Source organism: Aminobacter sp. MDW-2 (assembly GCF_014250155.1).
GTDB classification, from domain to species: Bacteria; Pseudomonadota; Alphaproteobacteria; order Rhizobiales; family Rhizobiaceae; genus Aminobacter; species Aminobacter ciceronei.
Genome location: NZ_CP060197.1, coordinates 953,037 through 975,287 on the forward strand (window position 1 = coordinate 953,037; position 22,251 = coordinate 975,287).

Here is a 22,251-nt window from a genome sequence, read left to right on the forward strand (position 1 = left end):
GTGATGAACTGACCCCGTAAAGTTGGACGGTTCATTGAGCTGGTAGATTTAAGGGCTGGGTCCTGTATTGCACAGGGGCCAGCCCTTTCAGTTTCAGTTTGATGCGGCGGTGGTTGTAATAGTCGATGTAGCGCTCGATGGCCTTATCGAGGCTTTGGACAGTTTCGAACCTTTCCGGGTGGAAGAGCTCGGACTTGAGCGTGGCGAAGAAGCTCTCCATCGGTGCGTTGTCGAGGCAATTGCCTTTGCGTGACATGCTTTGTGCAAGGCCTCTGGTTTCCAGCCTGCGCTGGAATGCCGACATCTGGTACTGCCATCCCTGATCGGAATGCAGGGTCGGCCGTTCGTCCTCATTGAGCCGGGCGAAGGCTTTTGTCAGCATATTGTCCACCAGTTTGAAGCGCGAGCGGCGCGCCGTCTCGAAGGCGACGATCTCGCCATTGTAGAGGTCCATGATGGGAGACAGGTAGAGCTTGTCGCCGGCCACGCTGAACTCCGTCACGTCGGTACCCATTTGCAGTTGGCGCGGTCGGCGCTGAACTTGCGCTGCAACAGATCGGGAGCGGTCCGCCCAACCTCGCCCCTGTAGGAACGATACTTCTTCGGCCTGACCAGCGACTTCAAACCCATCCCGGCCATCAGGCTCTGGACGGTCTTGTGGTTGACGCCTTGACCCGACTGGCGCAGTTGCGCAGTCACCCGGCGATAGCCGTAGCGGCCCTTGTGGCTGTCGAAGATGGCCTTGATCGCCTCCTTCAGCGCCACATGGCGGTCCGGGCGCGAGGCTGCCTTTTGCCTGTAATAGAACGTGCTGCGCGGCAGCTTCGCCAGATCGAGCAGGCCCTCAAGCGGATGCAACGGCCTTAACGCCTGGACGGCTTGTGCTTTTTGGGCGCGTGTCCCTGCGTTAAGGCCTCCAGTTTTTTTAGGTAGGCGTTCTCCATCCGCAGTTGCTTCAGCTCGGCCAGCAGTTCTTCCCGGCTTTTGGCTTCGTCACTGGGTGCAACAGGCACTGCGGGGGCCGGCGGCTTCGACATGGGGCGTCCTCCGGGACGTGGGCCGAGTGCCTCTATCCCACCCGCATGATAGCGCTTCTCCCAGCCCGCCAGGCAACTGGCATTGCGGATATTGAACAACGCCGCCGTCTGGCGATACGACAGACCTTCTCGCCACATCCGCTCGAGCACTGACAGCTTGAACGTCGCGTCGTAATGATCGTATTTGCCCGACAGTCCCGCCCAGCCATGCGCCTGGTACAAAGCCACCCACTTGCGGACAGTCGCCGCGTCAACTCCACGCTTCGACGCCGCACTCGCGTAGCTTTCATCCCCGCACAAATAGCTATCGACAACCGAGCGCTTGAAACGCGCACTGTGTTTGGACATGCAAACCCCCCGAAGGTTGTGTCCAACTTTCGGGGGTCAGTTCATCAGCGCCGGGCTTTTTTGTCGTGGGGGGTTCAGCTCGGTTCGGCGGGCGCCAGCAGCTTGGCCCAAAGGGCCTTTTCGCCAAGGCCGCCGACGAGCTTGGCGTGGGCGGCGAGTTCGGCCTCGGTCAGGCGCGGCGGCAACGGCTCGGGGCGCATGGCGACGACGATCTCGATCTGCCGGGTGTTGCCGCCGCCATTGCCTGACGAAAAACTCTCCAGCACCAGCGCCGACTGCTTGCCGCCGATCAGTTCGATGTAGACTTCGGCCAGCAGTTCGGAGTCGAGCAAAGCGCCGTGCTTGGTGCGGCGGCTGTTGTCGATGCCGTAGCGCCGGCACAATGCGTCGAGCGAATTCGGGCCCATCGGGTGCTTGCGGCGGGCCAGCGCCAGCGTATCGATCAGGCGGTCGGCTTGGATTGCCGGCTGCTCGAGCCGGGCGAATTCGGCATTGATGAAACCGAGATCGAAGGTGCCGTTATGGGCGACGAGCTTGGCGCCATCGATGAACTCTAGAAATTCGTCGATGATCTCGGGGAAGGTCGGTTTGCCTTCGAGATCGGCGTTGGAGATGCCGTGCACGTCCTGCGCGTCGGGGTGGACCTGGCGCCCCTGCGGGTTGATGTATTTGTGGAAGGTGTTGCCGGTCGGGAAGCGATTGATCATCTCGATCGCGCCGATTTCGATCACACGGTCCTCGCGGTTGTCGAGGCCGGTGGTTTCGGTATCGAAAATGATCTCGCGCAACAGCTGATTCTCCTTGGCCGACAGCATGCCCTCCCGGGCAGCCGGCGAACAAGTGCGGCGATTGGCCTGTCTAGGGCTTTCCCACCGTCAATTCGGCGATGATGGCCTGAACCGCGGCCCGCGCCGGCTCCAGGCCGTTGCCGGTGTCGACGATGTAGTCGGCAAGCTTGCGCTTTTCGGCGTCGGGAACCTGCTTGGCATGGATCGCCTCGAACTTCTGCTCGCTCATGCCAGGGCGCGCCAGCACGCGCTTACGCTGCACATCGGCAGGTGCTGTGACCACCACCACCTTGTCGACCCGGCCCCGGCCATTGGTCTCGAACAGAAGCGGGATGTCGAGGACGGCGATCGGCGCGCCGGCGGCGCGGTTGCGTTCGAGGAACGCGTTGGCATCAGTGCGGACCAGCGGATGGATGATGCTCTCGAGCTTCTTCAGCGCCACCGCGTCGCCCAGTACATGGCGGGAAAGCTCGGCGCGATCGACGACACCGCCCTTCACCGTGCCCGGGAAGGCAGCTTCGATCAAAGGGGCCGCCAGACCAGCATAGAGGCGATGCACCGCCTCGTCGGAATCGTGAACCGGAACGCCTGCGTCCGCGAACATTTTCGCCGTCGTAGACTTGCCCATGCCGATGGACCCGGTCAGGCCGAGAACGATCATGTCTTGGCGTCCAGGTCGGCGACGATGAGTTTGCGCAGCTCGGCTGTCACTTCCGGCCGGCGGCCGAACCAGCGCTCGAAACCCGGGACCGCCTGGTGCAGCAGCATGCCGAGCCCGTCGACAGTCTTCAGTCCGCGCGCCCTGGCAGCCGCAAGCAGCGGGGTTTCGAGCGGCACATAGACGATGTCGGTGACGATGGCGTGGTCGGGCAGGGTGGATGGGTCGGCGGGCAGGCCCTCATTGCCATGCATGCCAAGCGCTGTGGTGTTGACCAGCAGCGACGCATCGCCAAGCAGCTCCGCGGTTGCCGCCTGCGGATGCGCACTGATGCCATCGCCGAACTGGTCGGCAAGTTCCACCGCACGTGCCACAGTGCGGTTGACGATGCGGATGTCGGTGAAACCGCGCTGCTTGAGCGCGTGGATGGTCGCCCGCGAAGCGCCGCCGGCGCCCAGGACCACGGCGACGTCGCCAGTCGAAGCCCAACCCGGCGAAAGATGGTCGAGATTGGCGGCAAATCCATAGGCATCTGTATTGCCGCCCCACAGCACCCCGTCCTCCAGCCACACGGTGTTGACCGCACCAATCTGCTCGGCGGCCTCATCGCGGCGTTGGACCGCAGCGAAAGCAGCTTCCTTGTGCGGGATGGTGACGTTGCCACCACGCAACCCAGCCGCGGAAAGGCCGCCGATGAAGGCTCCGAAATCCCCGGGCGCAACATCGATAGCGGTGTAGCTGCCGTCAATGTCGTAACGCTTCAGCCAATGACCGTGGATTTTCGGCGAGCGCGAATGCGCGATCGGATGGCCGCAGACGAACGCCTTCAACTCAGCCATCGATGGCCCCGAGCTGGCGCAATTCCTTGAGTACCGGCAACAGCGGCAGGCCGACGATGGTGAAGTGGTCGCCCTCGACCTTGTCGAACAGCTGGATACCTTCGCCTTCGATCTGGTAGGCGCCGACGCTCGACAGCGCCTTCTTGCCGACACGGGCGAGGTGGCGGCCAATGAAGGCCGGATCGAGCGCGCGCATAGTCAGCGAGGCAATCGCCACGTGACGCCACAAGGTTTCGCCGTCGCGCACCAGCACCACGGCGCTGTTGAGCTGATGGGTCTTGCCGGACAGCTTGAGCAGATGGCGGCGGGCGCCTTCCATGTCGTCAGGTTTGTGGAACACTTCGTCGCCGAGCGACAGCGTCTGGTCACAGCCAAGCACCAGCCGGCCGGGATGCTCCTCGCTGACGGCAACCGCTTTGGCTTCGGCCAGGACGAGGGCGACCTCCTCGGGCGTTGCACCGGTTTCGGCCAGCGGCGCTTCCAGCGCCCGTTCGTCGAGGTCGGCCGGGATTGCGTCGACTGGAACGCCGGCATTTTCGAGCATGGCTTTGCGGAAGGGGCTTCCGGAAGCAAGGATGAGTTTTTCGGTCACTGGCTTTGCCTGAAAACGAACCGCGCGGCGGCGTTGTTGGGTGCTTTTGGTCCTAGCGGCTCTTGTTGCGCAGGGCAACGATCGCGGCCGCCGTTTCCTCGATCGAGCGGCGGCTGACATCGATCATCGGCCAGTTGTGCTTGGTGCAGATCTTGCGCGCATAAGCCAGTTCCTCGGTGATCGAGGCGCGGTCGATATATTCCTGGGCATCAAAAGCCATCGTCGTGCCGAGGATTCGGTTCTGGCGCACATGCGAGATGCGCTCGGCGGTGGCGATCAGGCCGACGACCAACGGCTTCTCCGCCTTGACCAGGCTGTCGGGCACCGGCACGCCGAGGACGATCGGGATGTTGGCGGTCTTGATGCCGCGATTGGCGAGATAGATGCTCGTCGGGGTCTTTGACGTCCTGGATATGCCGATCAGCACGACATCAGCCTGCTCCATGTCGGCAGGCAGCTGGCCGTCATCATGCTCCATGGTGAAGTTGAGCGCATCGATGCGGCGGAAATATTCGGCGTCGAGCACATGCTGGGCACCGACCCGGCGGCCGGCCGGCGCACCAAGATAGGACTGGAACACCGACAGCACCGGTTCGAGCACCGAGACACAAGGCAGGCCCATCGAGGCGCAGCGGCTGTCGATGATGCCGGCGAGGTGCTGGTCGACCACTGTATAGAGCACGATGCCCGGCTCTTCCTCGATGTCGTCGAACACCTTCATCAGCTGCTTTTCGGTGCGGATCAGCGGGTAGATGTGCTCGATCGCGCGCGCATCCTTGTACTGCGCCGAAGCCGCGCGCCCCGCCGCCAGCAGAGTCTCGCCGGTGGCGTCGGAAATCAGGTGCAGATGGAAGAAGCTCTGGGGTTTGTTCACAGCGGGCGCCTGGGTCTGTGGTCAAATGTGGATAAACGGGCAGTTCGGCCCGAAGCGGTCGGCGCGACTGTATCAGATGCCGACTTGTCCACAATTCGCCCCGCTGTCTGTTTCGATTCAGCGACGGGGAGTATTGTGGGGATAGTTTTTTAGTCCCCGGCTGTCCACAGAATCAGCACCTGCGATGCGCTCGGCTAGATTCCTGATTCAAATCGACGAATCCGCTTGCTGCCCGAAGTTTTCCCCGCTGGCGAAAACGGCCGCGCGTCACTATGACAAGTGGATATCCGAGGCTGCCTATGGACAGGTCGGAATTCTCGATTCCAACAGACTCTAAGAATTAGAAGAATCCTTCAGAATAAATTTTTGTTTATAGAAGGCTCTAGGAAAGGCAGACCGGATGCCCGTGAAACGCGCCCTGCTCCAAGTCCTGAAAGGCGAGAGCCTGGAGGTTCCACCGCTCTGGATGATGCGCCAGGCAGGCCGTTATCTCCCGGAATATCGCGAGAGCCGGAAGAGGGCCGGGAGCTTCCTGGACCTCTGCTACAATCCCGACTTCGCCGTCGAGGTAACTCTGCAGCCGATCCGGCGCTTCGACTTCGATGCCTCGATCCTGTTCTCCGATATTCTCGTCGTTCCGCACGCGCTTGGGCGCGACCTGCGTTTCGAGGAGGGCCGTGGGCCGCTGATGACGCCGATCACAGCGGACGGTGTCGCAGCACTCGATGGCGAAAAGTTTCACGTGAATCTCGAACCGGTCTACGAAACCGTGCGCCGTCTGCGCCGTGAGTTGCCGGAGAAGACGACACTTATCGGCTTCTGTGGCGCGCCGTGGACCGTCGCCACCTACATGATCGCCGGACACGGCACGCCGGACCAGGCGCCGGCGCGGCTGTTTGCCTATCGCGAGCCGGCAGCGATGGCGCAGCTTCTGCAGGTTCTCGCCGACCATTCGGCCGCCTATCTCATTCGCCAGATCGAAGCCGGCGCCGATGTCGTGCAGATATTCGATTCCTGGTCGGGCGTGCTCGACGAGGCGACTTTCGAGGCCTGCTGCGTCAAGCCGGTGGCCGAGATCGTGCGCAAGGTGCGCGCCGTCTATCCGGACGTTCCGATCATCGGCTTCCCGAAGGGCGCAGGTGCCCAGCTCGACAGCTACAGGCAGCGCACCGGCGTCACCGGTCTTGGCCTCGACTGGACGGTACCGCTGAGCCAGGCGCAGCGCCTGCAGGCCGGGGGAGCCGTACAGGGCAATCTCGACCCTCTCAGGCTCGTTGTCGGCGGCAAGGCTCTGGAAGAGGGCGTGGATGCCATCCTTGAGGCGCTGGGCACTGGTCCGCTGATCTTCAATCTCGGCCACGGCATCACGCCCGAGACGCCGGTGGCCCATGTCGAGGCGATGGTGCGGCAGGTGCGAAAGGCAACAGGCCAATGAGCGGCCAGAATGTCGGACCGTCGAGTGGTGCGACGGCGGCCAAGCGAGCGGTCGCTGCCATCATCGTGCTGGTTGCGTTGACGGCTTTGCTTTTCCTTGCCGCACCTGACAGCTTCTATACCTGGGCCAAGGCGATCCATGTCATTGCCGTGATTTCGTGGATGGCCGGCATGCTCTATCTGCCGCGGCTGTTCGTCTATCATGTCGATGCGGAGAAGGGGTCGGTGCAATCCGAGACCTTCAAGGTGATGGAACGCCGCCTGCTGCGCGCCATCATCAATCCGGCGATGATCGTCACCTGGGTTTTCGGCCTGTGGCTGGCCTGGAAGGGTTTCGACTTCGCCGGTGGCTGGCTGCACGCCAAACTGGTTGCGGTGCTGCTGCTTTCGGGCGTGCACGGCTATCTCTCGGCGTCGGTCCGGCGCTTTGCCGAGGACCGCAACGAAAAGCCGTCGCGGCATTGGCGCATCGTCAATGAAATCCCGACGTTGCTGATGATCGTCATTGTCATACTGGTGGTTGTAAAGCCGTTTTGAGTTCCTAAATTTGCTGGACTGCGCCTTGCTCTTTCGTTTCGGGAGGGCTAAAAGGCTGTTCTTCCTTCCCGCCATGCGCCGCCCCATTTTCATTCCCTGGCCGCGCCCGGCGCTTATCGCAAAATGCCGATAGCCAACCTCCCCACGCTCAGAGTCCGTCCATGCAGGAAATGAAACTACAGGATTTCAAGAACAAGAAGCCGACCGACCTGATCGCGTTCGCTGAGTCGCTTGAAGTCGAAAATGCCAGCGTCATGCGCAAGCAGGAGCTGATGTTCGCGATCCTCAAGAAGTTGGCGGCGCAGGACATCGAGATCATTGGCGACGGCGTCGTCGAGGTGCTCCAGGACGGCTTCGGCTTCCTGCGGTCGGCCAACGCCAATTACCTTCCGGGTCCGGACGATATCTACATCTCGCCCTCGCAGATCCGCCGCTTCTCGCTGAAGACCGGCGATACGGTCGAAGGCCCGATCCGCAGCCCCAAGGAAGGCGAGCGTTATTTCGCGCTGCTCAAGGTCAACACCATCAATTTCGACGATCCCGAAAAGATCCGTCACAAGATTCATTTCGACAATCTGACGCCGCTGTACCCGACCTCGCGGCTCAAGATGGAAGTCGAAAACCCGACCACCAAGGACATTTCGCCCCGCGTCATCGACCTGGTGGCGCCACTCGGCAAGGGTCAGCGCGCCCTGATCGTGGCGCAGCCGCGTACCGGCAAGACCGTGCTGCTGCAGAACATTGCGCACTCGATCACCACCAATCATCCCGAATGCTATCTGATCGTGCTTCTGATCGACGAGCGTCCGGAAGAAGTGACCGACATGCAGCGCTCGGTGAAGGGCGAGGTCGTGTCCTCGACCTTCGACGAACCGGCTGTCCGTCACGTCCAGGTCGCCGAAATGGTCATCGAGAAGGCCAAGCGCCTTGTCGAACATGGCCGCGACGTCGTCATCCTGCTCGATTCGATCACCCGTCTCGGCCGCGCCTACAACACCGTCGTGCCGTCATCCGGCAAGGTTCTGACCGGTGGTGTCGACGCCAACGCGCTGCAGCGGCCGAAGCGCTTCTTCGGTGCCGCCCGTAACATTGAAGAGGGTGGTTCGCTGACCATCATCGCCACCGCGCTGATCGATACCGGCAGCCGCATGGACGAAGTCATCTTCGAAGAGTTCAAGGGTACCGGCAACTCGGAAATCGTGCTCGACCGCAAGGTCGCCGACAAGCGTATCTATCCGGCGATGGACATCCTCAAGTCGGGCACGCGCAAGGAGGACCTGTTGGTCCAGCGTCAGGATCTGCAGAAGATTTTCGTGCTGCGCCGCATTCTGGCACCGATGGGAACGACCGATGCAATCGAGTTCCTCATCGACAAGCTCAAGCAGACCAAGACCAATGCCGATTTCTTCGATTCGATGAATACCTGACGCGTCAGCCCGAAAATCGTAAGCGATCTTCGGGACAGATGCGGAAACTCAGGTTTGGAGCGCCTCTTGTGCGGCGACGCACGGCGCTCCGATCGGTCAGCGACGACGAAGCGCGTCTTCAAGCTTCGCCGGATCGCTGATCACGGGCAGACAGATGAGGCCGGTGCAGAGATATGCGCCGGCCTTTTTCGTATCGGGAAGGATGTCGCCCGGCAGTTTCGCCCGCGCCGTGTCCTCACCGAGAGCCAGGAAGATGTCGACGCGGCGCGGATCCGGATTCCGATTCGCTACCGAAACGAGCGCTGGCCGCTCTGGATCCTCGACGACAATCAGCTTTGATGGTTCAATTGCCAGGATACAGGCGTTCACGATTCCGGCCTGGCCATATTGCTGGCTCTGGATGCGGCCGGCGGCGTGTTCGGCGATTGTCCAGGCGCGTCGCTGCAGTTCAATGTCGCCCGTGATGTTGGCCAGGCGCACAACAGCCTCGATGATCTGGCTGGTTGCCGAAGGAATGGCTTCGTCGATGTCGCCGCGAATGCGCATCGGCACGTCGGCGCTGTCGGATGCGGTAAGATAGTGCCCGGTTCTGTCGGCATCCGCGTGCCAGTTATCGAGCATGTTCACGAAACGAGCACCGTGCTCGAGATATCGCGCATCCCTTGTTGCCTCGAACAGGGAGATGGCCGCGTTGACCATCGCCGCGTAGTCGCTCGACAGCGCGGGATAGAGCCGCTTTTCGCCCAGACTTGAATGCGGCAGTCGGCCTTCAGCTGTTGCTGACGCCAGAATCGCGCCGAAAGCACCTGCCGCGACAGCCACCCAGTCGCTTCTTCCAAGGCTTCGCCCGGCTTCTGCCAGCGCGACGATGGCCAAGCCGTTCCAATCCGTGAGCGCCTTGTCATCGCGGGCGGGGCGAATGCGCTGTTCTCGTTTAGTCAGCAGGCGTTTCGTCAGGCCTGAAACCAGCGCACGATCTTCGATGGCCTGTGCACTCTGGGCGGCGTTCTGGTGGATGATCGGGTCGCCTTCCCAGGCGTCTGGCTTACTGATCGTGAAGTATTTGAAAAATATAGATGAATCATCTCCAAGCGCGTCGGCTATGTGTTGCCCCGTCCAGGTGTAGAACAGCCCTTCTTCACCCTCGCTGTCGGCATCGAGGCTGGAAGCGAAGGTTCCGTCGGGCAGTTGCATCTCGCGCAACAGCCAGTCGACCGTGTCTTCGATTCGTATCCGAAACAGTTCATTTCCTGTGGCGGCATAGGCCCAGTTCGCTTGACGTATCAGCTGGGCGTTGTCGTAGAGCATCTTTTCGAAATGCGGCACCAGCCATTGCGCGTCGGTCGAATAGCGCGCCAGCCCGCCGCCGACATGGTCGTAGATGCCGCCAGCGAGCATATGCGCCATGCTTTCCGTCATTGCATCACGATGCTGCTCATTGCCGGAGCGCAGCCAGGACAGCCACAAGGTCTGCATGAAAGGCGCATTCGGGAACTTTGGGGCGCCGCGAAGCCCGCCCAGATCGCGGTCAAGCATATCGTAGATGCCGGACGCCAACGTCCTGGCCGTATCGGTCGAGATCGCGGAGCGCGGGCTGCTGCCGCCGAGGCGCTTGCCGACATGTTGGGCAAGCTCACCCGCGCTCTGCAGGATGCTGGCGCGCTTGCCGCGCCAGGCGGCGTCGACAGCACTGAGCACCTGGATGAACCCCGGCCGTCCATACCTCGCCTCGCGCGGAAAATAGGTCCCGCCCCAGAAGGGCTTGGCATCGGGGGTCAGGAACATCGTCAGTGGCCAGCCACCTTGTTCGCCCATGCTGGCGAGCGCCGCCATGTAGATCTGGTCGATATCCGGCCGTTCCTCGCGGTCGACCTTGATGTTGACGAAGAGTCTGTTCATGACTTCGGCGACTTCGGCGTTCTCGAAGCTTTCATGCGCCATGACGTGGCACCAGTGGCAGGCGGCATAACCGACCGAAAGCAGGATCGGCCGGTCGAGCCGCACCGCTTCTGCCAACGCCGCGGGCGACCACGGGCGCCAATGCACCGGGTTGTCGCCATGCTGGCGAAGGTACGGGCTACCTTCGTCTCGAAGCAGGTTTTCGTGCGGAAGCATGTGGTAAGCCCAAAACAGTGATATGAGGCGTCAACCTAGGGCGCTTCCAAGAGACCGGCAAATGCTATTCACCGATTCGATCGCCGCTTTGTCCAGCGGTCACCTGCCGTCCGGCGTCGCGATCGTCAGGATTTCAGGTCCACATGTTCGATTCGCTCTCGAAACGATTGCAGGTAGCCTGCCGCAACCACGTCGCGCGCATTTTGGACCACTGAATGCAGTGGACGGGCGGAAACTCGACCAGGCGCTGACCTTGTTTTTTCCCGGGCCGCATAGCTTCACGGGGGAGGATTGTGGTGAATTCCATGTGCACGGCGGCCGGGCTGTGGTCACAACACTGCTCGCGGAGCTCGGAAAGCTGCCGGGTTTCAGGCAGGCCGAGGCGGGAGAATTCACCCGGCGGGCATTCCTCAACGGCAAGATGGACCTTCTGGAAGCTGAAGCGCTTGCCGATCTCATCAACTCCGAGACTGAGGCGCAGCGTCAGTTTGCCATGATGAACTCCGGCGGTGCGCAAAGCGAGCTATATCTCACTTGGCGCAAGCGGCTCATTCACGCTCGGGCGATGATTGAGGCCGAGATGGATTTTGCCGACGAATCGGACGTACCAGGGTCGGTTTCCGCTCAGGTGTGGGACGACGTCCACCAGCTGATCGCCGACATCGGGCGACATGTCGATGGCTACAGCAAGGCTGAGATGATCCGTGACGGTTTCGACGTCGTGATCCTCGGTGCGCCGAATGCGGGCAAGTCGAGCCTGCTCAATGCGCTGGTCCGACGTGAGGCGGCAATTGTCACCGACGAACCCGGCACGACGCGCGACCTCGTTGAGGCAACACTCGATATCGGCGGCCTCAAGGTGCGCATCACCGACACGGCCGGGCTTCGCGAACCTGCGGGCAAGGTTGAAGCCATCGGTATCGAACGCGCGAAGGAACGAGCGAAGGCCGCCGACCTGGTGTTGTTCCTGCAGGATATGTCGGCGCCAATCGAGCTGCCGCCGCCAGGCGATGCATCCGCAGTCATGATTGGCACCAAGCTGGACCGCATCAAAGGTGGTGATGCCGGGTCGAGCTTTGCCCTCGCCATTTCCACGGTGAATGGCGAAGGTATTGACGGGTTGATCGAACTGATTGGCGCGCGCGCCGCGGCGGCGATCGGCCAGCGTGGCGATGTGCTGCCGTCGCGGTTGCGCCATGTGGAACTGCTGAACGACGCCAGCGAGTATCTGCGTGCCGCGTTAGCTGCGCCGGAGACTTTGCTGGAACTGAAGGCGGAGAACCTGCGCCTGGCGAGCGACCGAATCGGCAAGCTGTCTGGAGCCGTCGATGTCGAGGACCTGCTCGACGTGATCTTCTCGCAGTTCTGCATCGGCAAGTGATTCACGTGAAACATTAAGCGGTGGAATCAAAGGATTCACGTGAAACATCGGCATTGACTCGCTGCCGCGCGGCCAAGTTGTTTCACGTGAAACCACCACCGCGGCGATTCTCTTGACATGAGGCGGAGATGAGGACATCTGTCTCGCCAAATGTTTCCTGGAGACTGTGATGAGTGAGAGCTACGACGTCGTCGTGGTGGGCGGAGGCCATGCGGGCTGCGAAGCGGCCTCGGCAGCCGCACGGGCCGGTGCAAAAACCGCGCTCGTCACCCTTCGTCGCGATACGATCGGCGTGATGTCGTGCAACCCCGCCATTGGCGGTCTGGGCAAAGGCCATCTCGTCCGCGAGATCGACGCACTTGACGGCCTCATGGGTCGGGTCGCCGATGCCGCTGGCATTCAGTTCCGCCTTCTCAACCGCCGCAAGGGCCCAGCGGTGCGCGGGCCGCGCACCCAGGCCGATCGCAAGCTCTATCGCCTGGCCATGCAGCAGGCGATCGCTGAACAGCCGAACCTCACCGTCGTTGAGGCAGAAGTATCTGATTTTATTATAGATAGCGACCGCCTGACCGGTGTTGTGCTGGGCGATGGACAAACGCTTTCCTGTGCCGCCGTGGTTCTCACGACAGGCACCTTCCTGCGTGGGCTGATCCACATCGGCGAACGCAAGTTCCCGGCCGGCCGGATGAACGAACAGGCTTCGATGGGATTGTCCGAGACGCTGAAGCGGGCGGGCTTGCGCCTTGGCCGATTGAAGACTGGGACCCCGCCGCGGCTCGATGGCCGCACCATTAACTGGACTTCGCTCGAGACGCAGGCGGCCGACGAGGAACCGGTTCCTTTTTCGCTGCTCACCGATAGGATCCGGAATCCGCAGATCGAATGCGGCATCACGCGGACGACCGACGCCACTCACAGCATCATTCGCGAGAATCTTGGGCGATCGGCGATGTATTCCGGGTCGATTGAGGGCATCGGGCCACGCTATTGCCCGTCGATCGAGGACAAGATCGTCAAGTTTGGCGACCGGGAAGGCCATCAGATCTTCCTCGAGCCGGAAGGGCTCGACGATCACACAGTCTACCCGAACGGTATCTCGACCTCGTTGCCGGAGGACGTGCAGCTCGACATTCTGAAGTCGATTCCCGGACTGGAACGGGCAGTGATGCTGCAGCCGGGATATGCGATCGAGTATGACCACATCGATCCGCGCGAGCTGGAGCCGACGCTCGAGACCAGGCGTATTCGCGGTCTTTTCCTTGCCGGACAGATCAATGGCACGACGGGTTATGAAGAGGCCGGTGCACAGGGCCTGCTTGCCGGGCTTAACGCCGCGCGGTTTGCCGGCGACAGCGAGCAGCTGATCTTGAGCAGGACACAGGCATATATCGGCGTCATGGTCGACGATCTGACCAGCCGCGGGATCAGCGAGCCATATCGCATGTTCACGTCGCGTGCGGAATTCCGGCTTTCACTGCGGGCCGACAATTCGGACGAGCGTTTGACGCCCCTGGCCATGGAACTGGGCATTGCTTCGGCCGAGCGGGAAAAGCGTTTTGGCGAGATGACGGGCCGCGTAGCAGCCGCGCGCGAACTGACGCAATCGCTGAAGCTATCACCCAACGAGGCGCGCCGTTATGGCATCGAGGTCAATCTCGACGGTGTGAAACGGTCGCTTTACGAACTACTCGCTTACCCCAATATCCAGTTCATGCAACTTGTTAATATCTTGCCGGAGCTGGCGTCGGTTGACGCCAAGACGGCGGAAGCCATTGAAACCGAAGCCAAATATGCCGTCTACCTTGACCGCCAGAAGGCTGACGCGGCGTTGATGCTGAAGGAAGAGGAGAGGGTGATCCCGGAAGCGCTTGATTTTGAGTCGGTTCCTGGCCTTTCCAACGAGCTTCGGCAGAAGATGCGCGTCCGTCGGCCGCGTTCATTGGCCGAGGCGCAGCGTATCGATGGCATGACACCGGCGGCGCTGGCCATCATTCTGGCCCATGTCCGCAACACAGAAGCTCAGTCACGTAGGGGCGCCGCTTGAACAATGACGCCTATGCCCGGTTGCAGGAAGTGGCCGGTCCCGTTTCACGTGAAACATTCGCGAAGCTGAAAGCCTTCGAGGCTGTGTTCCGAAAGTGGGCACAGCGCATCAATCTGGTGGCGCCGTCGACGCTCAATGACGTTTGGGAGCGCCATATCCTTGACAGCGCCCAGATCGTGAAGCTTGGGGGCGCCGCAATGAAATGGCTCGACATTGGGTCGGGCGGCGGGTTCCCAGGCCTGATCATCGGTTCGATGCTCGCCGAACGGCCAGGCGCGACCATCGATCTGGTGGAAAGCAATCGCAAGAAGACCGGCTTCCTGCAGGCCGTAGTCGGTGAGCTCAGCTTGCCGGCTAAAGTGCACTCGAAGCGCATCGAAGATGTCCATGCGCTCATCAAGTCGCCCGAGATATTGAGTGCACGAGCCTTGGCACCACTACCGCTGCTCCTGGAGCTGTCGTGGCCATGGTTGGAGGCGGGCACCACAGCGCTTTTCCACAAAGGCCGGGATTACCGTCAGGAAATCGAAGATAGCGCTCACCAGTGGAGATTCGATCTGGTAGAACACCAGAGCCTGACCGACGCCCAGGGAGTCATTCTCGAGATTCGGAACCTGCGCCGCGCCTAGCTGCCGCGCTGTGACGAGACGGAAAACAGCAGTCGAGCCATGAAAACCACACCTAGAATCATCACAGTCGCCAATCAGAAAGGCGGCGTCGGCAAGACGACGACCGCCATCAATCTGGCGACCGCCCTTGCCGCCATCGGCGAGCGCGTGCTCATTATCGACCTCGATCCGCAAGGCAATGCCAGCACGGGCCTCGGCATCGATCGCAAGGACCGCAGCGTGTCGTCCTATGACGTGCTGACCGGCGAGCTGGAGATAGAACAGGCGGCGATGGAAACGGCAGTGCCGGGTCTGTCGATCATTCCGTCGACGCTCGATCTGCTTGGAATCGAAATGGAAATCGCCTCGGCGCCCGATCGCGTCTTGAAGCTGCGCAATGCCTTGCGGGCATCGGCTGAGCGGGCGGCCGGCTACAGTTACGTACTGATCGATTGCCCACCTTCGCTCAACCTCTTGACGCTGAATTCGATGGCCGCGGCTGATTCCGTCCTGGTGCCGCTGCAGTGCGAGTTCTTTGCGCTCGAGGGCTTGAGCCAGTTGCTTGAGACGGTGGATCAGGTACGCCGCTCGATCAATCCGGAGCTGACGATCCAGGGCATCGTGCTGACCATGTTCGATGGTCGCAACAATCTGGCCAACCAGGTGGTCGAGGATGTGCGCGCCCATATGGGAGAAAAGGTCTACGACACGGTGATCCCGCGCAACGTGCGCATTTCGGAAGCGCCGTCCTATGGCAAGCCGGCGATCCTCTACGACCTGAAATGCTCGGGCAGCCAAGCCTATCTGCAGCTCGCCTCGGAAGTCATCAGGCGCGAACGTAAACTCCGGGCCGCATAAATCGATTCGGACTCGAAACAAGCTGGACTAGACATGAACGAAGACCTTTCCAGAAAGCGCCTTGGCCGGGGACTTGCTGCTCTCATCGGCGAGATGGACAAGCCGGTGGTCCCGGAAAAGCCGGCGGCGCCGGCCGACGGCCGGGTGCCGATCGAGTTCGTCAGCCCCAATCCGCGCAACCCTCGTCGCCATTTTGGCGAAGCCGAACTTGCCGACCTGGCGCAGTCTATCCGCGAGCACGGCCTGGTCCAGCCAGTCGTCGTCAGGCCAGCTGCGCAGGCCGGGCACTATGAAATCATCGCCGGCGAGCGCCGCTGGCGTGCAGCACAGCGGGCCGGCGTCAACGAGATTCCGGTCATCGTTCGCGACGTCAACGATCGCACGGCGCTTGAGCTCGCCATTATCGAGAACGTCCAGCGCTCCGATCTTAATGCCATTGAAGAGGCAATGGGCTACCAGCAGCTGATCGACGATCACAACTATACCCAGGCCGATCTCGGCCAGGTCATCGGCAAGAGCCGCAGCCATGTCGCCAACACGCTGCGGCTGCTGAAGCTGCCTGACGTTGTGCGCGACATGCTGGTCAATGGCGAGCTGTCGGCCGGTCATGCCCGGGCACTGATCACGGCTGCCGACCCGGCGGGCCTGGCCAAGCGGATCGTCGAAGAGGGCCTGTCGGTACGCCAGGCCGAGGCGCTGGCGCAACTTCCGGCCGATGCACTGCTGGAAAAGCAGCCGTCGCGTCCTGTCGAGAAGGATCCGGACACGATCGCGCTGGAGAAGCTTCTCACCGACGTCGTCGGCATGAAGATCTCGATCGCGCACAAGGAAAAAGGCGGCGAGCTGCGCATCAGCTACCGCTCGCTGGAACAGCTTGACGATTTGTGCCGTCGCCTGAAGAGCGAACATATCTGATTGATTCTATTGACTCTTGTCTGAAAACGCCGGCCTCGCGCCGGCGTTTTTGCGTTTGCAGCAAATCCGGGAAAGGCATGCAGCCGATTTCGTTCGGACTGTATTAGAACGAGACGTGCGACGGCGTTCTTTAGCGCCGGCCGGAGGAGAGGCGGGCGCCTTCGACGGCGATGCCGAGCATCGCCTGGCGCGCCAGCGCAACCGCAAGGTCGGGCCGGCGCCGCGTCTGCAGCGTTGTCGATTGCAGCCGTGTCAATGCGCGGGTCAGCGCTGCCGCGCTCCAGCTCGATAAGGTCTTTTCCACGGCCCGGCGGCGGGAGAAGAACACCGGGGGGCGTGCCGCGGCGACGACCGCCGAGGCGTTGCGGCCGCCATTTTCCATCTCGCCGCGCATCAGATGAATGTTCTGGAGGTGGCGGGTTGCGGTCGCGAGAAGCTGTGCCGCCTGGCTGCCGGTCTGGCACTGCTTGGTGAAAGCGGCGTCGAACTCGGCGATGTTGCCGCCAAGGGCTGCGTCGATGGCGTCGTCCAGCGACAATGCCGAGACATCGCCAGTCATGTCCTTGACGTCTTCGAGCGAGATCTCGCCCTTGCCCATGGCATAGAGTGTCAGCTTCTGGATCTCGCCGCGTGTCGCAAGGCGGTCGCCGCCGAGGCTGCGGCGCAGTGCGTTGCGGGCGTCCATGGCCATGTTCAGGCCGGCGGTGCGCAGTTCCTCGTCGATGACGCTTTCGATATCGCGCGCCTCGTCGGCGTAGCAGGGCAGGGCCATGCCGGCAAAGGCGCCTTCGACGATCGTGCGCAACGGCGCGCCCTTCTTGAGATCCTGCGCCTCGATCAGGATGACGGCGTCGCGCGGCGGGTCGGCGGCCAGCGCCTTGACGTCGTCGGCAAGGCTCTTCTGCGCAGCGGCGTTGCGCACCCAGATCAGCCGGCGCGGCGAAAACATCGGCACGGTGCGGGCCTCATCGACAAGACGGCCGCTGTCGCGCTCGACATCGGCGGCGTCAATCTTGACGACGGAGAAGGGATCATCGAGCGGCAGGCCGGTCTTGGCGGCAAAGGCTGAAGCGCGCTCAGAAACGAGGCCCCGGTCGGGGCCGTAGATCAGCACGATGACGGCTTCGGCAGCGGGCCGGGCCAGCCAGGAATCGACTTCGTGAGCTTTCTTCTGCGCCATGCCGTCCTGTTAGCACAGGCCCGGGTCCGGTCGCAGCCATTTTGTCGTCAGGCTAGTCGTCGTCGACCAGGATGCGTTCGGCAGCGCCGTCCATATCTTCATACTGGCCACTGCGCAGCGACCACAGGAAGGCAGCGAGGCCAAGGGCGCCGAGAAACAGCGCGATGGGCAGGAGGACGAGGAGACCGCTCATGATGCCATGATCTCCTTGGCTGGGAAGGGTTTTGCCGGTCTGATGGCAGCCTCTGCCGCGCTGCGTTTGCCGGTGCTGAGCCGCAGTCCGTTGGCGATCACGATGACCGAGGAGCCGGACATCGCCAGGGCCGCCACCAGTGGGGTGACGTAGCCCAACAGTGCGATCGGCACAGCGACGGCATTGTAGATGACGGCAAGCACCAGGTTCTGCCGGATCAACTTGTTGGCCTCACAGGAGGCGGCCAAGGCCAGTGGAATGGCAGAAAGGCCCTCGCGCAGGAAGACGAAGTCGGCGGCGCTGCGGCCAATGTCGGCGGCACCGGCAGGGGCGATCGAGACATGGGCGGCGGCCAGCGCCGGCGCGTCGTTGAGCCCATCGCCGACCATCAGCACCTTGCGGCCTTCTGCCTTGAGTGCCTCGAGACGCTCCACCTTGCCGTTTGGCAGCACGCCCGCGGAGAAGGTTTCGACACCGAGAGCCTTGGCCACGGCAGTCACGGCTTCCGAGCGGTCGCCGGAGAGGATTTCGACGGAGAGGCCCTTGGCGCGCAAATCTGCAACTGCCGTTACGGCGCCGGTCCGCAATCTGTCCTCGAAGGCGAAGGCGGCGAGTTCGGCGCCGTTCTTTGAGAGGACGGTGCCAACGGCCGAGGCGGCATCGTCCAGCGCCCAGGCTGAGCGGCCCAGACGGTAGGTGTCCGCGCCCAGCCGCGCCTCCAGGCCGAAGCCCGGAATTTCCTCGACGCTGTCGAAGTGCCAATCCTTGGCAGGCATAGCGGCCTGGGTCTCGGAGAGGGCGCGTGAGATCGGATGGCGCGAATGGAGTGCGATCGCGGCTGCCAAAGTGAGCGTCTCGGCTGATATTTCGTGGGCGTTCACCAGCCTCGGTCTACCAAGCGTCAGCGTGCCGGTCTTGTCGAAGACGACGGTATCGATCTCGGCCAGACGTTCCATGGCGGCGCCGTCCTTGACCATGATGCCGTTCTCGAACAGGCGTCGCGCGGCGGCAACCTGCACGATCGGCACGGCGAGACCGAGCGCACAGGGGCAGGTGATGATGAGGACGGCGATGGCGATGGTGATAGCTTGGTGCCAGTTTCCGTCGGCGACCATCCAGGCGACGAAGGTCAGGAAGGCGGTCAGGTGGAGAACGGGCGCGTAGAGTGCGGCGGCGCGATCGGCAATGCGGCGATAGCCGCCGCGGCCACTTTCGGCGGCTTCCATCAACCGCGCCATCTCGGCGAGGAAGGAATCCCGCGCCTTGGCCGTTGCCTCGATTGTCAGCGCTCCAGTCAGGTTGAGTGTACCGGCACGCAAGGCGGCACCTGACTCGACCGCAACAGGCACGCTTTCGCCCGAGACGATGGCGCAGTCGAGCTCCGAGCGGCCATTGATCACCTTGCTGTCGACAGGCACGCGCTCGCCGGCGGCGAGAAGGATCCGCATGCCCGGCTCGATCTCCTGGACCGGAAGGTAGGCGTTGGCGCCGCCGGCCTGCAGCACGGTCGCGCCACGGGCCGCAAGTCGGGCGAGACCCTTGACGGCGACGCGGGCGCGCTCGCGCATGACGTGGTCGAGCGTACGGCCGATCAATAGAAAGAACAGCAGCGAAGCCGAGGCGTCGAAATAGGCATGCGGGCCGCTGTTGGCTGTATCGTAGAGGCTCATGCCGAAGGCGAGCAGGATGCCGATGGAGATCGGCACATCCATGTTGGTGCGGCCGTTGCGCAATGCGCCCCAGGCCGAGCGGAAGAAGATGCGACCGGAAAAGGCGAGCGCGGGCAGGGCGATCAGCGCGGAGATCCAATGGAACAGGTCGCGCGTGGCATCCGTCGCGCCGGACCAGACGGACACGGACAGCAGCATGATGTTGCCGGCGGCGAAGCCGGCAATGCCGAGCCCGCGGATGAGTTCGGCCAGCGTCTCGTCCTTGTCATCGGCCCCTTGCTCGAACAGATGGCTTTCGTAGCCGAGTCGCGCCAGGGCTTCCGAGATGGCGGGAACGCCTGCGTCCTCGCGCCAGCGCACGGAAACACGCTTCGTCGACAGGTTGACGCGTGCGTGCTCGACGCCGTCGAGCTTGCCGAGCGTGGCCTCGATATTGGCGATGCAGGCGCCGCAATGCACGCCTGGCACGGAAAGTTCGACCTGCCTGGCACTGCCTGGCAGAGCGCGACTGGCAAGCAGCAGTTCTTCGCGCGGCGGTCCGCTTGCGGCAACCGGCTTGAAGCTGAGGGCAAATTCGGCTTCTGGACCGCAGCAATTCATCTTTCCGCTCCATCGAAAACGACGATCCGGCGCGCTTCGCGATAGGGCTCGCGGTTCGCAACCGAGGCTTCGGTGCTGACGATCCAGATGCCGTCGCGCAGCGGTGTGGCGATGGAAAACGGGCCGTCCGCTTCGCGCTGCAAGGACACCTGCCAGTCTTCGGCTTCATAGGCCGGACGGCGGAAGGAAGCGGTCACGCTGTCGATCGCGACCGGGGCGCCGGCGGCATCGGTCAAGCTGTAGTGGATCTCGCCATTGACGATGGTGAGCTTGCCCTTCCAGCCCAGCGCTGCCTGAGCACGCTGCTCGGCCACGCGCTCGTTGAACTGCTGGCTGGCGACATAGGTGTTCTGGACGACGAGCCCGGTCCAGCTCGTCCTGGCAAAGTTCGCCATGAGCAGATTGACTGCTATGATGACACCGAAAAAGGCAACCATGATGGCCAGCATATGCCGTCCGGTGAATGCTCTCGGCTGAATGGCGCGCGTGCTCATCTCAAGGTCTCCGGAACGTTGAACTTTGCGGCGTAGACATCTCGTTCGGCGCCCGCCCTGTCGGCGACGACGAACGAGAAGCCCTGTCCCTGGCTGAGTTGGTCGCGCGGCTGGCGGACATAGACCCTGACGGTCTTGAGCTTGTCCGGCTCGGCCTCGATGGTGATCGAGCGCGTCTCCTGCTGGTCGATGCCGACCACGCTCATGACCGCACCGGGGAGGCCCTCGATGCTGAGCTCGAAGCTGCGCGGCTCGGGCACCATGTTGAGCAGCTTGACCGTGTAGCCGTTGCGGATCGAGCCGTTGGACAGGACGACATATTGCGGGTTGCGGTCCTGCAGCACGTTGATGTCGAGCCGGTCGCGGCTAAGCAGCGCGATCAACAGGCCAAGGCCGACGAGGCCCCACGCGCCGGCATAGACGAAGGTGCGCGGCCGGAAGAGCCGGCGGATGTGGAAATGCGAAATGCCCTTGTCGAGCTTGCCGTCGGCATCGCGCACACGAGCGGGATCGATGGCTCTCGTGGCGGGGTCAATGGCGATTGTCATGTTGGACTGGTAGTCGGCAAGCGTGGCGTAGGAAATGAGGCCGCGCTCCTTGCCGATCTTGTCCATGACACCGTCGCAGGCATCGATGCAGAGTGCGCAAGTGATGCATTCGAGCTGCTGGCCGTCGCGAATGTCGATGCCCATCGGGCAGACCGCGACACAGGCATTGCAATCGACGCAGTCGCCGACCGAAAACCCCTCGGCGGCCGCCTTCTTGGCGTGGCGCGAGCGCGGCTCGCCGCGCCAGTCATTGTAGGTGACGGTCAGCGAGTTCTCGTCGAGCATCGCCGCCTGGATGCGTGGCCACGGGCACATATAGGTGCAGACCTGCTCGCGCATCAGGCCGCCGAAGGCATAGGTCGTGGCGGTCAGGATGGCGACAGTAATGTAGGCGACGGCTTCGGCCTCGCCGGTGATGAACTGGCCGAGCAGGGTCGGGGCGTCGGCGAAGTAGAAGATCCAGGCGCCGCCGGTGGCCACCGCGATGACCAGCCAGATCGCATGCTTGGTCATGCGCTTCCAGATCTTGGCAAACGACCATGGCGCGCTGTCGAGCTTGATGCGGGCATTGCGGTCGCCCTCGATGCCGCGCTCGACGACGAGGAACAGGTCGACCCAGACGGTCTGCGGGCAGGTGTAGCCGCACCAGGCGCGGCCGACGGTAGAGGTGACGAGGAACAGCCCGATTCCGGCCATGACCAGCAGGCCGGCGACATAGAAGAATTCCTGCGGCCAGATTTCGATGAAGAAGAAGTAGAAGCGTCGGTTGGCGATGTCGAGCAGCACGGCCTGGTCAGGCGCGAAGGGACCACGATCCCAGCGCAGCCACGGCGTCAGATAATAGATGCCGAGGGTGACCAGCATCACCAGCCACTTGAACTGGCGGAACCGGCCCGAGGCCCGCTTGGGAAACACCTTCTGGCGTGCGGTGTAGAGTGGTTGGCGGGTTTTGGCGGAGTTGACCGCCGTAACCTCGAGCCTCTCCACCTGCCTCTCGTCGAGCATTCTCGTCTCCTGCTGGACGCCAAGCCATTGCTTCGGCAGCGTCTCATCTCGCTTTTGCCGTGACCGTGCCCGGCGAACCTTGATTCAGGTCAAGCGAATGCAAAAA

Annotated in this window: 19 protein-coding genes and 1 pseudogene; 8 read left to right on the top strand and 12 right to left on the bottom strand. The window is 62.5% G+C overall.

Annotated features, from left to right (window positions below):
• Window positions 1–31: 31 nt before the first annotated feature.
• The 6 genes and pseudogenes from H5P29_RS04630 to H5P29_RS04655 all read right to left on the bottom strand — a co-directional run bounded on the left by H5P29_RS04630 (window position 32) and on the right by H5P29_RS04655 (window position 5,136).
• Window positions 32–1,385, bottom strand: a pseudogene (locus H5P29_RS04630) (IS3 family transposase).
• 74 nt (window positions 1,386–1,459) lie between these two features.
• A complete protein-coding gene (gene dnaQ, locus H5P29_RS04635) occupies window positions 1,460–2,173 on the bottom strand; it encodes a DNA polymerase III subunit epsilon (protein ID WP_067965894.1) in 714 nt (237 codons plus the stop codon).
• A gap of 70 nt (window positions 2,174–2,243) precedes the next feature.
• Window positions 2,244–2,834 carry a dephospho-CoA kinase gene (gene coaE / locus H5P29_RS04640; RefSeq protein ID WP_067955792.1) on the bottom strand — a complete coding sequence of 197 codons (591 nt, stop codon included), beginning with the start codon at window positions 2,832–2,834 and terminating at the stop codon, window positions 2,244–2,246.
• Entirely contained in the window at window positions 2,831–3,670 is an 840-nt protein-coding gene (locus H5P29_RS04645) for a shikimate dehydrogenase (RefSeq protein WP_067955793.1), read from the bottom strand. The genes coaE and H5P29_RS04645 overlap by 4 nt, the downstream gene beginning before the upstream one ends.
• Window positions 3,663–4,262, bottom strand: coding sequence for a Maf-like protein (locus tag H5P29_RS04650; RefSeq protein ID WP_185910248.1), 600 nt, complete (start codon window positions 4,260–4,262; stop codon window positions 3,663–3,665). Before H5P29_RS04650 ends, H5P29_RS04645 begins: the two co-directional genes overlap by 8 nt.
• 52 nt (window positions 4,263–4,314) lie before the next feature.
• A complete protein-coding gene (locus H5P29_RS04655) occupies window positions 4,315–5,136 on the bottom strand; it encodes a pyruvate, water dikinase regulatory protein (protein WP_067955797.1) in 822 nt (273 codons plus the stop codon).
• A 400-nt stretch (window positions 5,137–5,536) separates the two neighbouring features.
• On the opposite strand from H5P29_RS04655, the gene hemE reads away from it, so the two are divergent.
• The 3 genes from hemE to rho all read left to right on the top strand — a co-directional run bounded on the left by hemE (window position 5,537) and on the right by rho (window position 8,534).
• Window positions 5,537–6,571, top strand: coding sequence for a uroporphyrinogen decarboxylase (hemE, locus tag H5P29_RS04660; protein WP_067955799.1), 1,035 nt, complete (start codon window positions 5,537–5,539; stop codon window positions 6,569–6,571).
• Window positions 6,568–7,107 carry a protoporphyrinogen oxidase HemJ gene (gene hemJ / locus H5P29_RS04665; RefSeq protein WP_067955800.1) on the top strand — a complete coding sequence of 180 codons (540 nt, stop codon included), beginning with the start codon at window positions 6,568–6,570 and terminating at the stop codon, window positions 7,105–7,107. The genes hemE and hemJ overlap by 4 nt, the downstream gene beginning before the upstream one ends.
• 161 nt (window positions 7,108–7,268) lie before the next feature.
• Window positions 7,269–8,534, top strand: coding sequence for a transcription termination factor Rho (rho, locus tag H5P29_RS04670; protein ID WP_018430513.1), 1,266 nt, complete (start codon window positions 7,269–7,271; stop codon window positions 8,532–8,534).
• A gap of 96 nt (window positions 8,535–8,630) precedes the next feature.
• Here rho and H5P29_RS04675 read toward each other — a convergent pair whose 3' ends face one another.
• The gene (locus H5P29_RS04675) at window positions 8,631–10,649 is read right to left on the bottom strand and encodes a thioredoxin domain-containing protein (protein ID WP_154387419.1); all 2,019 of its coding nucleotides are present in this window, start codon (window positions 10,647–10,649) and stop codon (window positions 8,631–8,633) included.
• A 61-nt stretch (window positions 10,650–10,710) separates the two neighbouring features.
• Between H5P29_RS04675 and mnmE the strand changes: the two genes are divergently transcribed.
• The 5 genes from mnmE to H5P29_RS04700 all read left to right on the top strand — a co-directional run bounded on the left by mnmE (window position 10,711) and on the right by H5P29_RS04700 (window position 16,455).
• Window positions 10,711–12,030 (top strand): tRNA uridine-5-carboxymethylaminomethyl(34) synthesis GTPase MnmE, encoded by a 1,320-nt coding sequence (gene mnmE, locus H5P29_RS04680; RefSeq protein WP_067955804.1) that lies wholly within the window; start codon window positions 10,711–10,713, stop codon window positions 12,028–12,030.
• 169 nt (window positions 12,031–12,199) lie between these two features.
• Window positions 12,200–14,074, top strand: coding sequence for a tRNA uridine-5-carboxymethylaminomethyl(34) synthesis enzyme MnmG (mnmG, locus tag H5P29_RS04685; RefSeq protein ID WP_067955806.1), 1,875 nt, complete (start codon window positions 12,200–12,202; stop codon window positions 14,072–14,074).
• Window positions 14,071–14,703, top strand: a complete 633-nt coding sequence (gene rsmG / locus H5P29_RS04690) for a 16S rRNA (guanine(527)-N(7))-methyltransferase RsmG (RefSeq protein ID WP_067955809.1) — start codon at window positions 14,071–14,073, stop codon at window positions 14,701–14,703. The genes mnmG and rsmG overlap by 4 nt, the downstream gene beginning before the upstream one ends.
• A gap of 39 nt (window positions 14,704–14,742) precedes the next feature.
• Window positions 14,743–15,540 carry a ParA family protein gene (locus H5P29_RS04695; protein WP_067955810.1) on the top strand — a complete coding sequence of 266 codons (798 nt, stop codon included), beginning with the start codon at window positions 14,743–14,745 and terminating at the stop codon, window positions 15,538–15,540.
• 33 nt (window positions 15,541–15,573) lie between these two features.
• Window positions 15,574–16,455 carry a ParB/RepB/Spo0J family partition protein gene (locus H5P29_RS04700; protein ID WP_154387418.1) on the top strand — a complete coding sequence of 294 codons (882 nt, stop codon included), beginning with the start codon at window positions 15,574–15,576 and terminating at the stop codon, window positions 16,453–16,455.
• Window positions 16,456–16,585: 130 nt separating this feature from the next.
• On the opposite strand, the gene holA is transcribed toward H5P29_RS04700, so the two are convergent.
• From holA to ccoG, 5 genes are read right to left on the bottom strand one after another with little or no spacing between them, the layout of a single operon-like run.
• A complete protein-coding gene (holA, locus tag H5P29_RS04705; RefSeq protein WP_067955814.1) occupies window positions 16,586–17,635 on the bottom strand; it encodes a DNA polymerase III subunit delta in 1,050 nt (349 codons plus the stop codon).
• A gap of 52 nt (window positions 17,636–17,687) precedes the next feature.
• Complete coding sequence (ccoS, locus tag H5P29_RS04710; RefSeq protein WP_067955816.1) at window positions 17,688–17,828, bottom strand: cbb3-type cytochrome oxidase assembly protein CcoS; 141 nt, start codon at window positions 17,826–17,828, stop codon at window positions 17,688–17,690.
• On the bottom strand, window positions 17,825–20,098 hold the full coding sequence (locus H5P29_RS04715; protein WP_067955817.1) for a cation-translocating P-type ATPase: 2,274 nt from the start codon (window positions 20,096–20,098) through the stop codon (window positions 17,825–17,827). The genes ccoS and H5P29_RS04715 overlap by 4 nt, the downstream gene beginning before the upstream one ends.
• On the bottom strand, window positions 20,095–20,592 hold the full coding sequence (locus H5P29_RS04720; RefSeq protein ID WP_067955819.1) for a FixH family protein: 498 nt from the start codon (window positions 20,590–20,592) through the stop codon (window positions 20,095–20,097). Before H5P29_RS04720 ends, H5P29_RS04715 begins: the two co-directional genes overlap by 4 nt.
• Window positions 20,589–22,145: a cytochrome c oxidase accessory protein CcoG gene (gene ccoG / locus H5P29_RS04725; protein WP_067955821.1), complete on the bottom strand. Its 1,557-nt coding sequence runs from the start codon at window positions 22,143–22,145 to the stop codon at window positions 20,589–20,591. The genes H5P29_RS04720 and ccoG overlap by 4 nt, the downstream gene beginning before the upstream one ends.
• Between the last annotated feature and the right edge of the window lie 106 nt (window positions 22,146–22,251).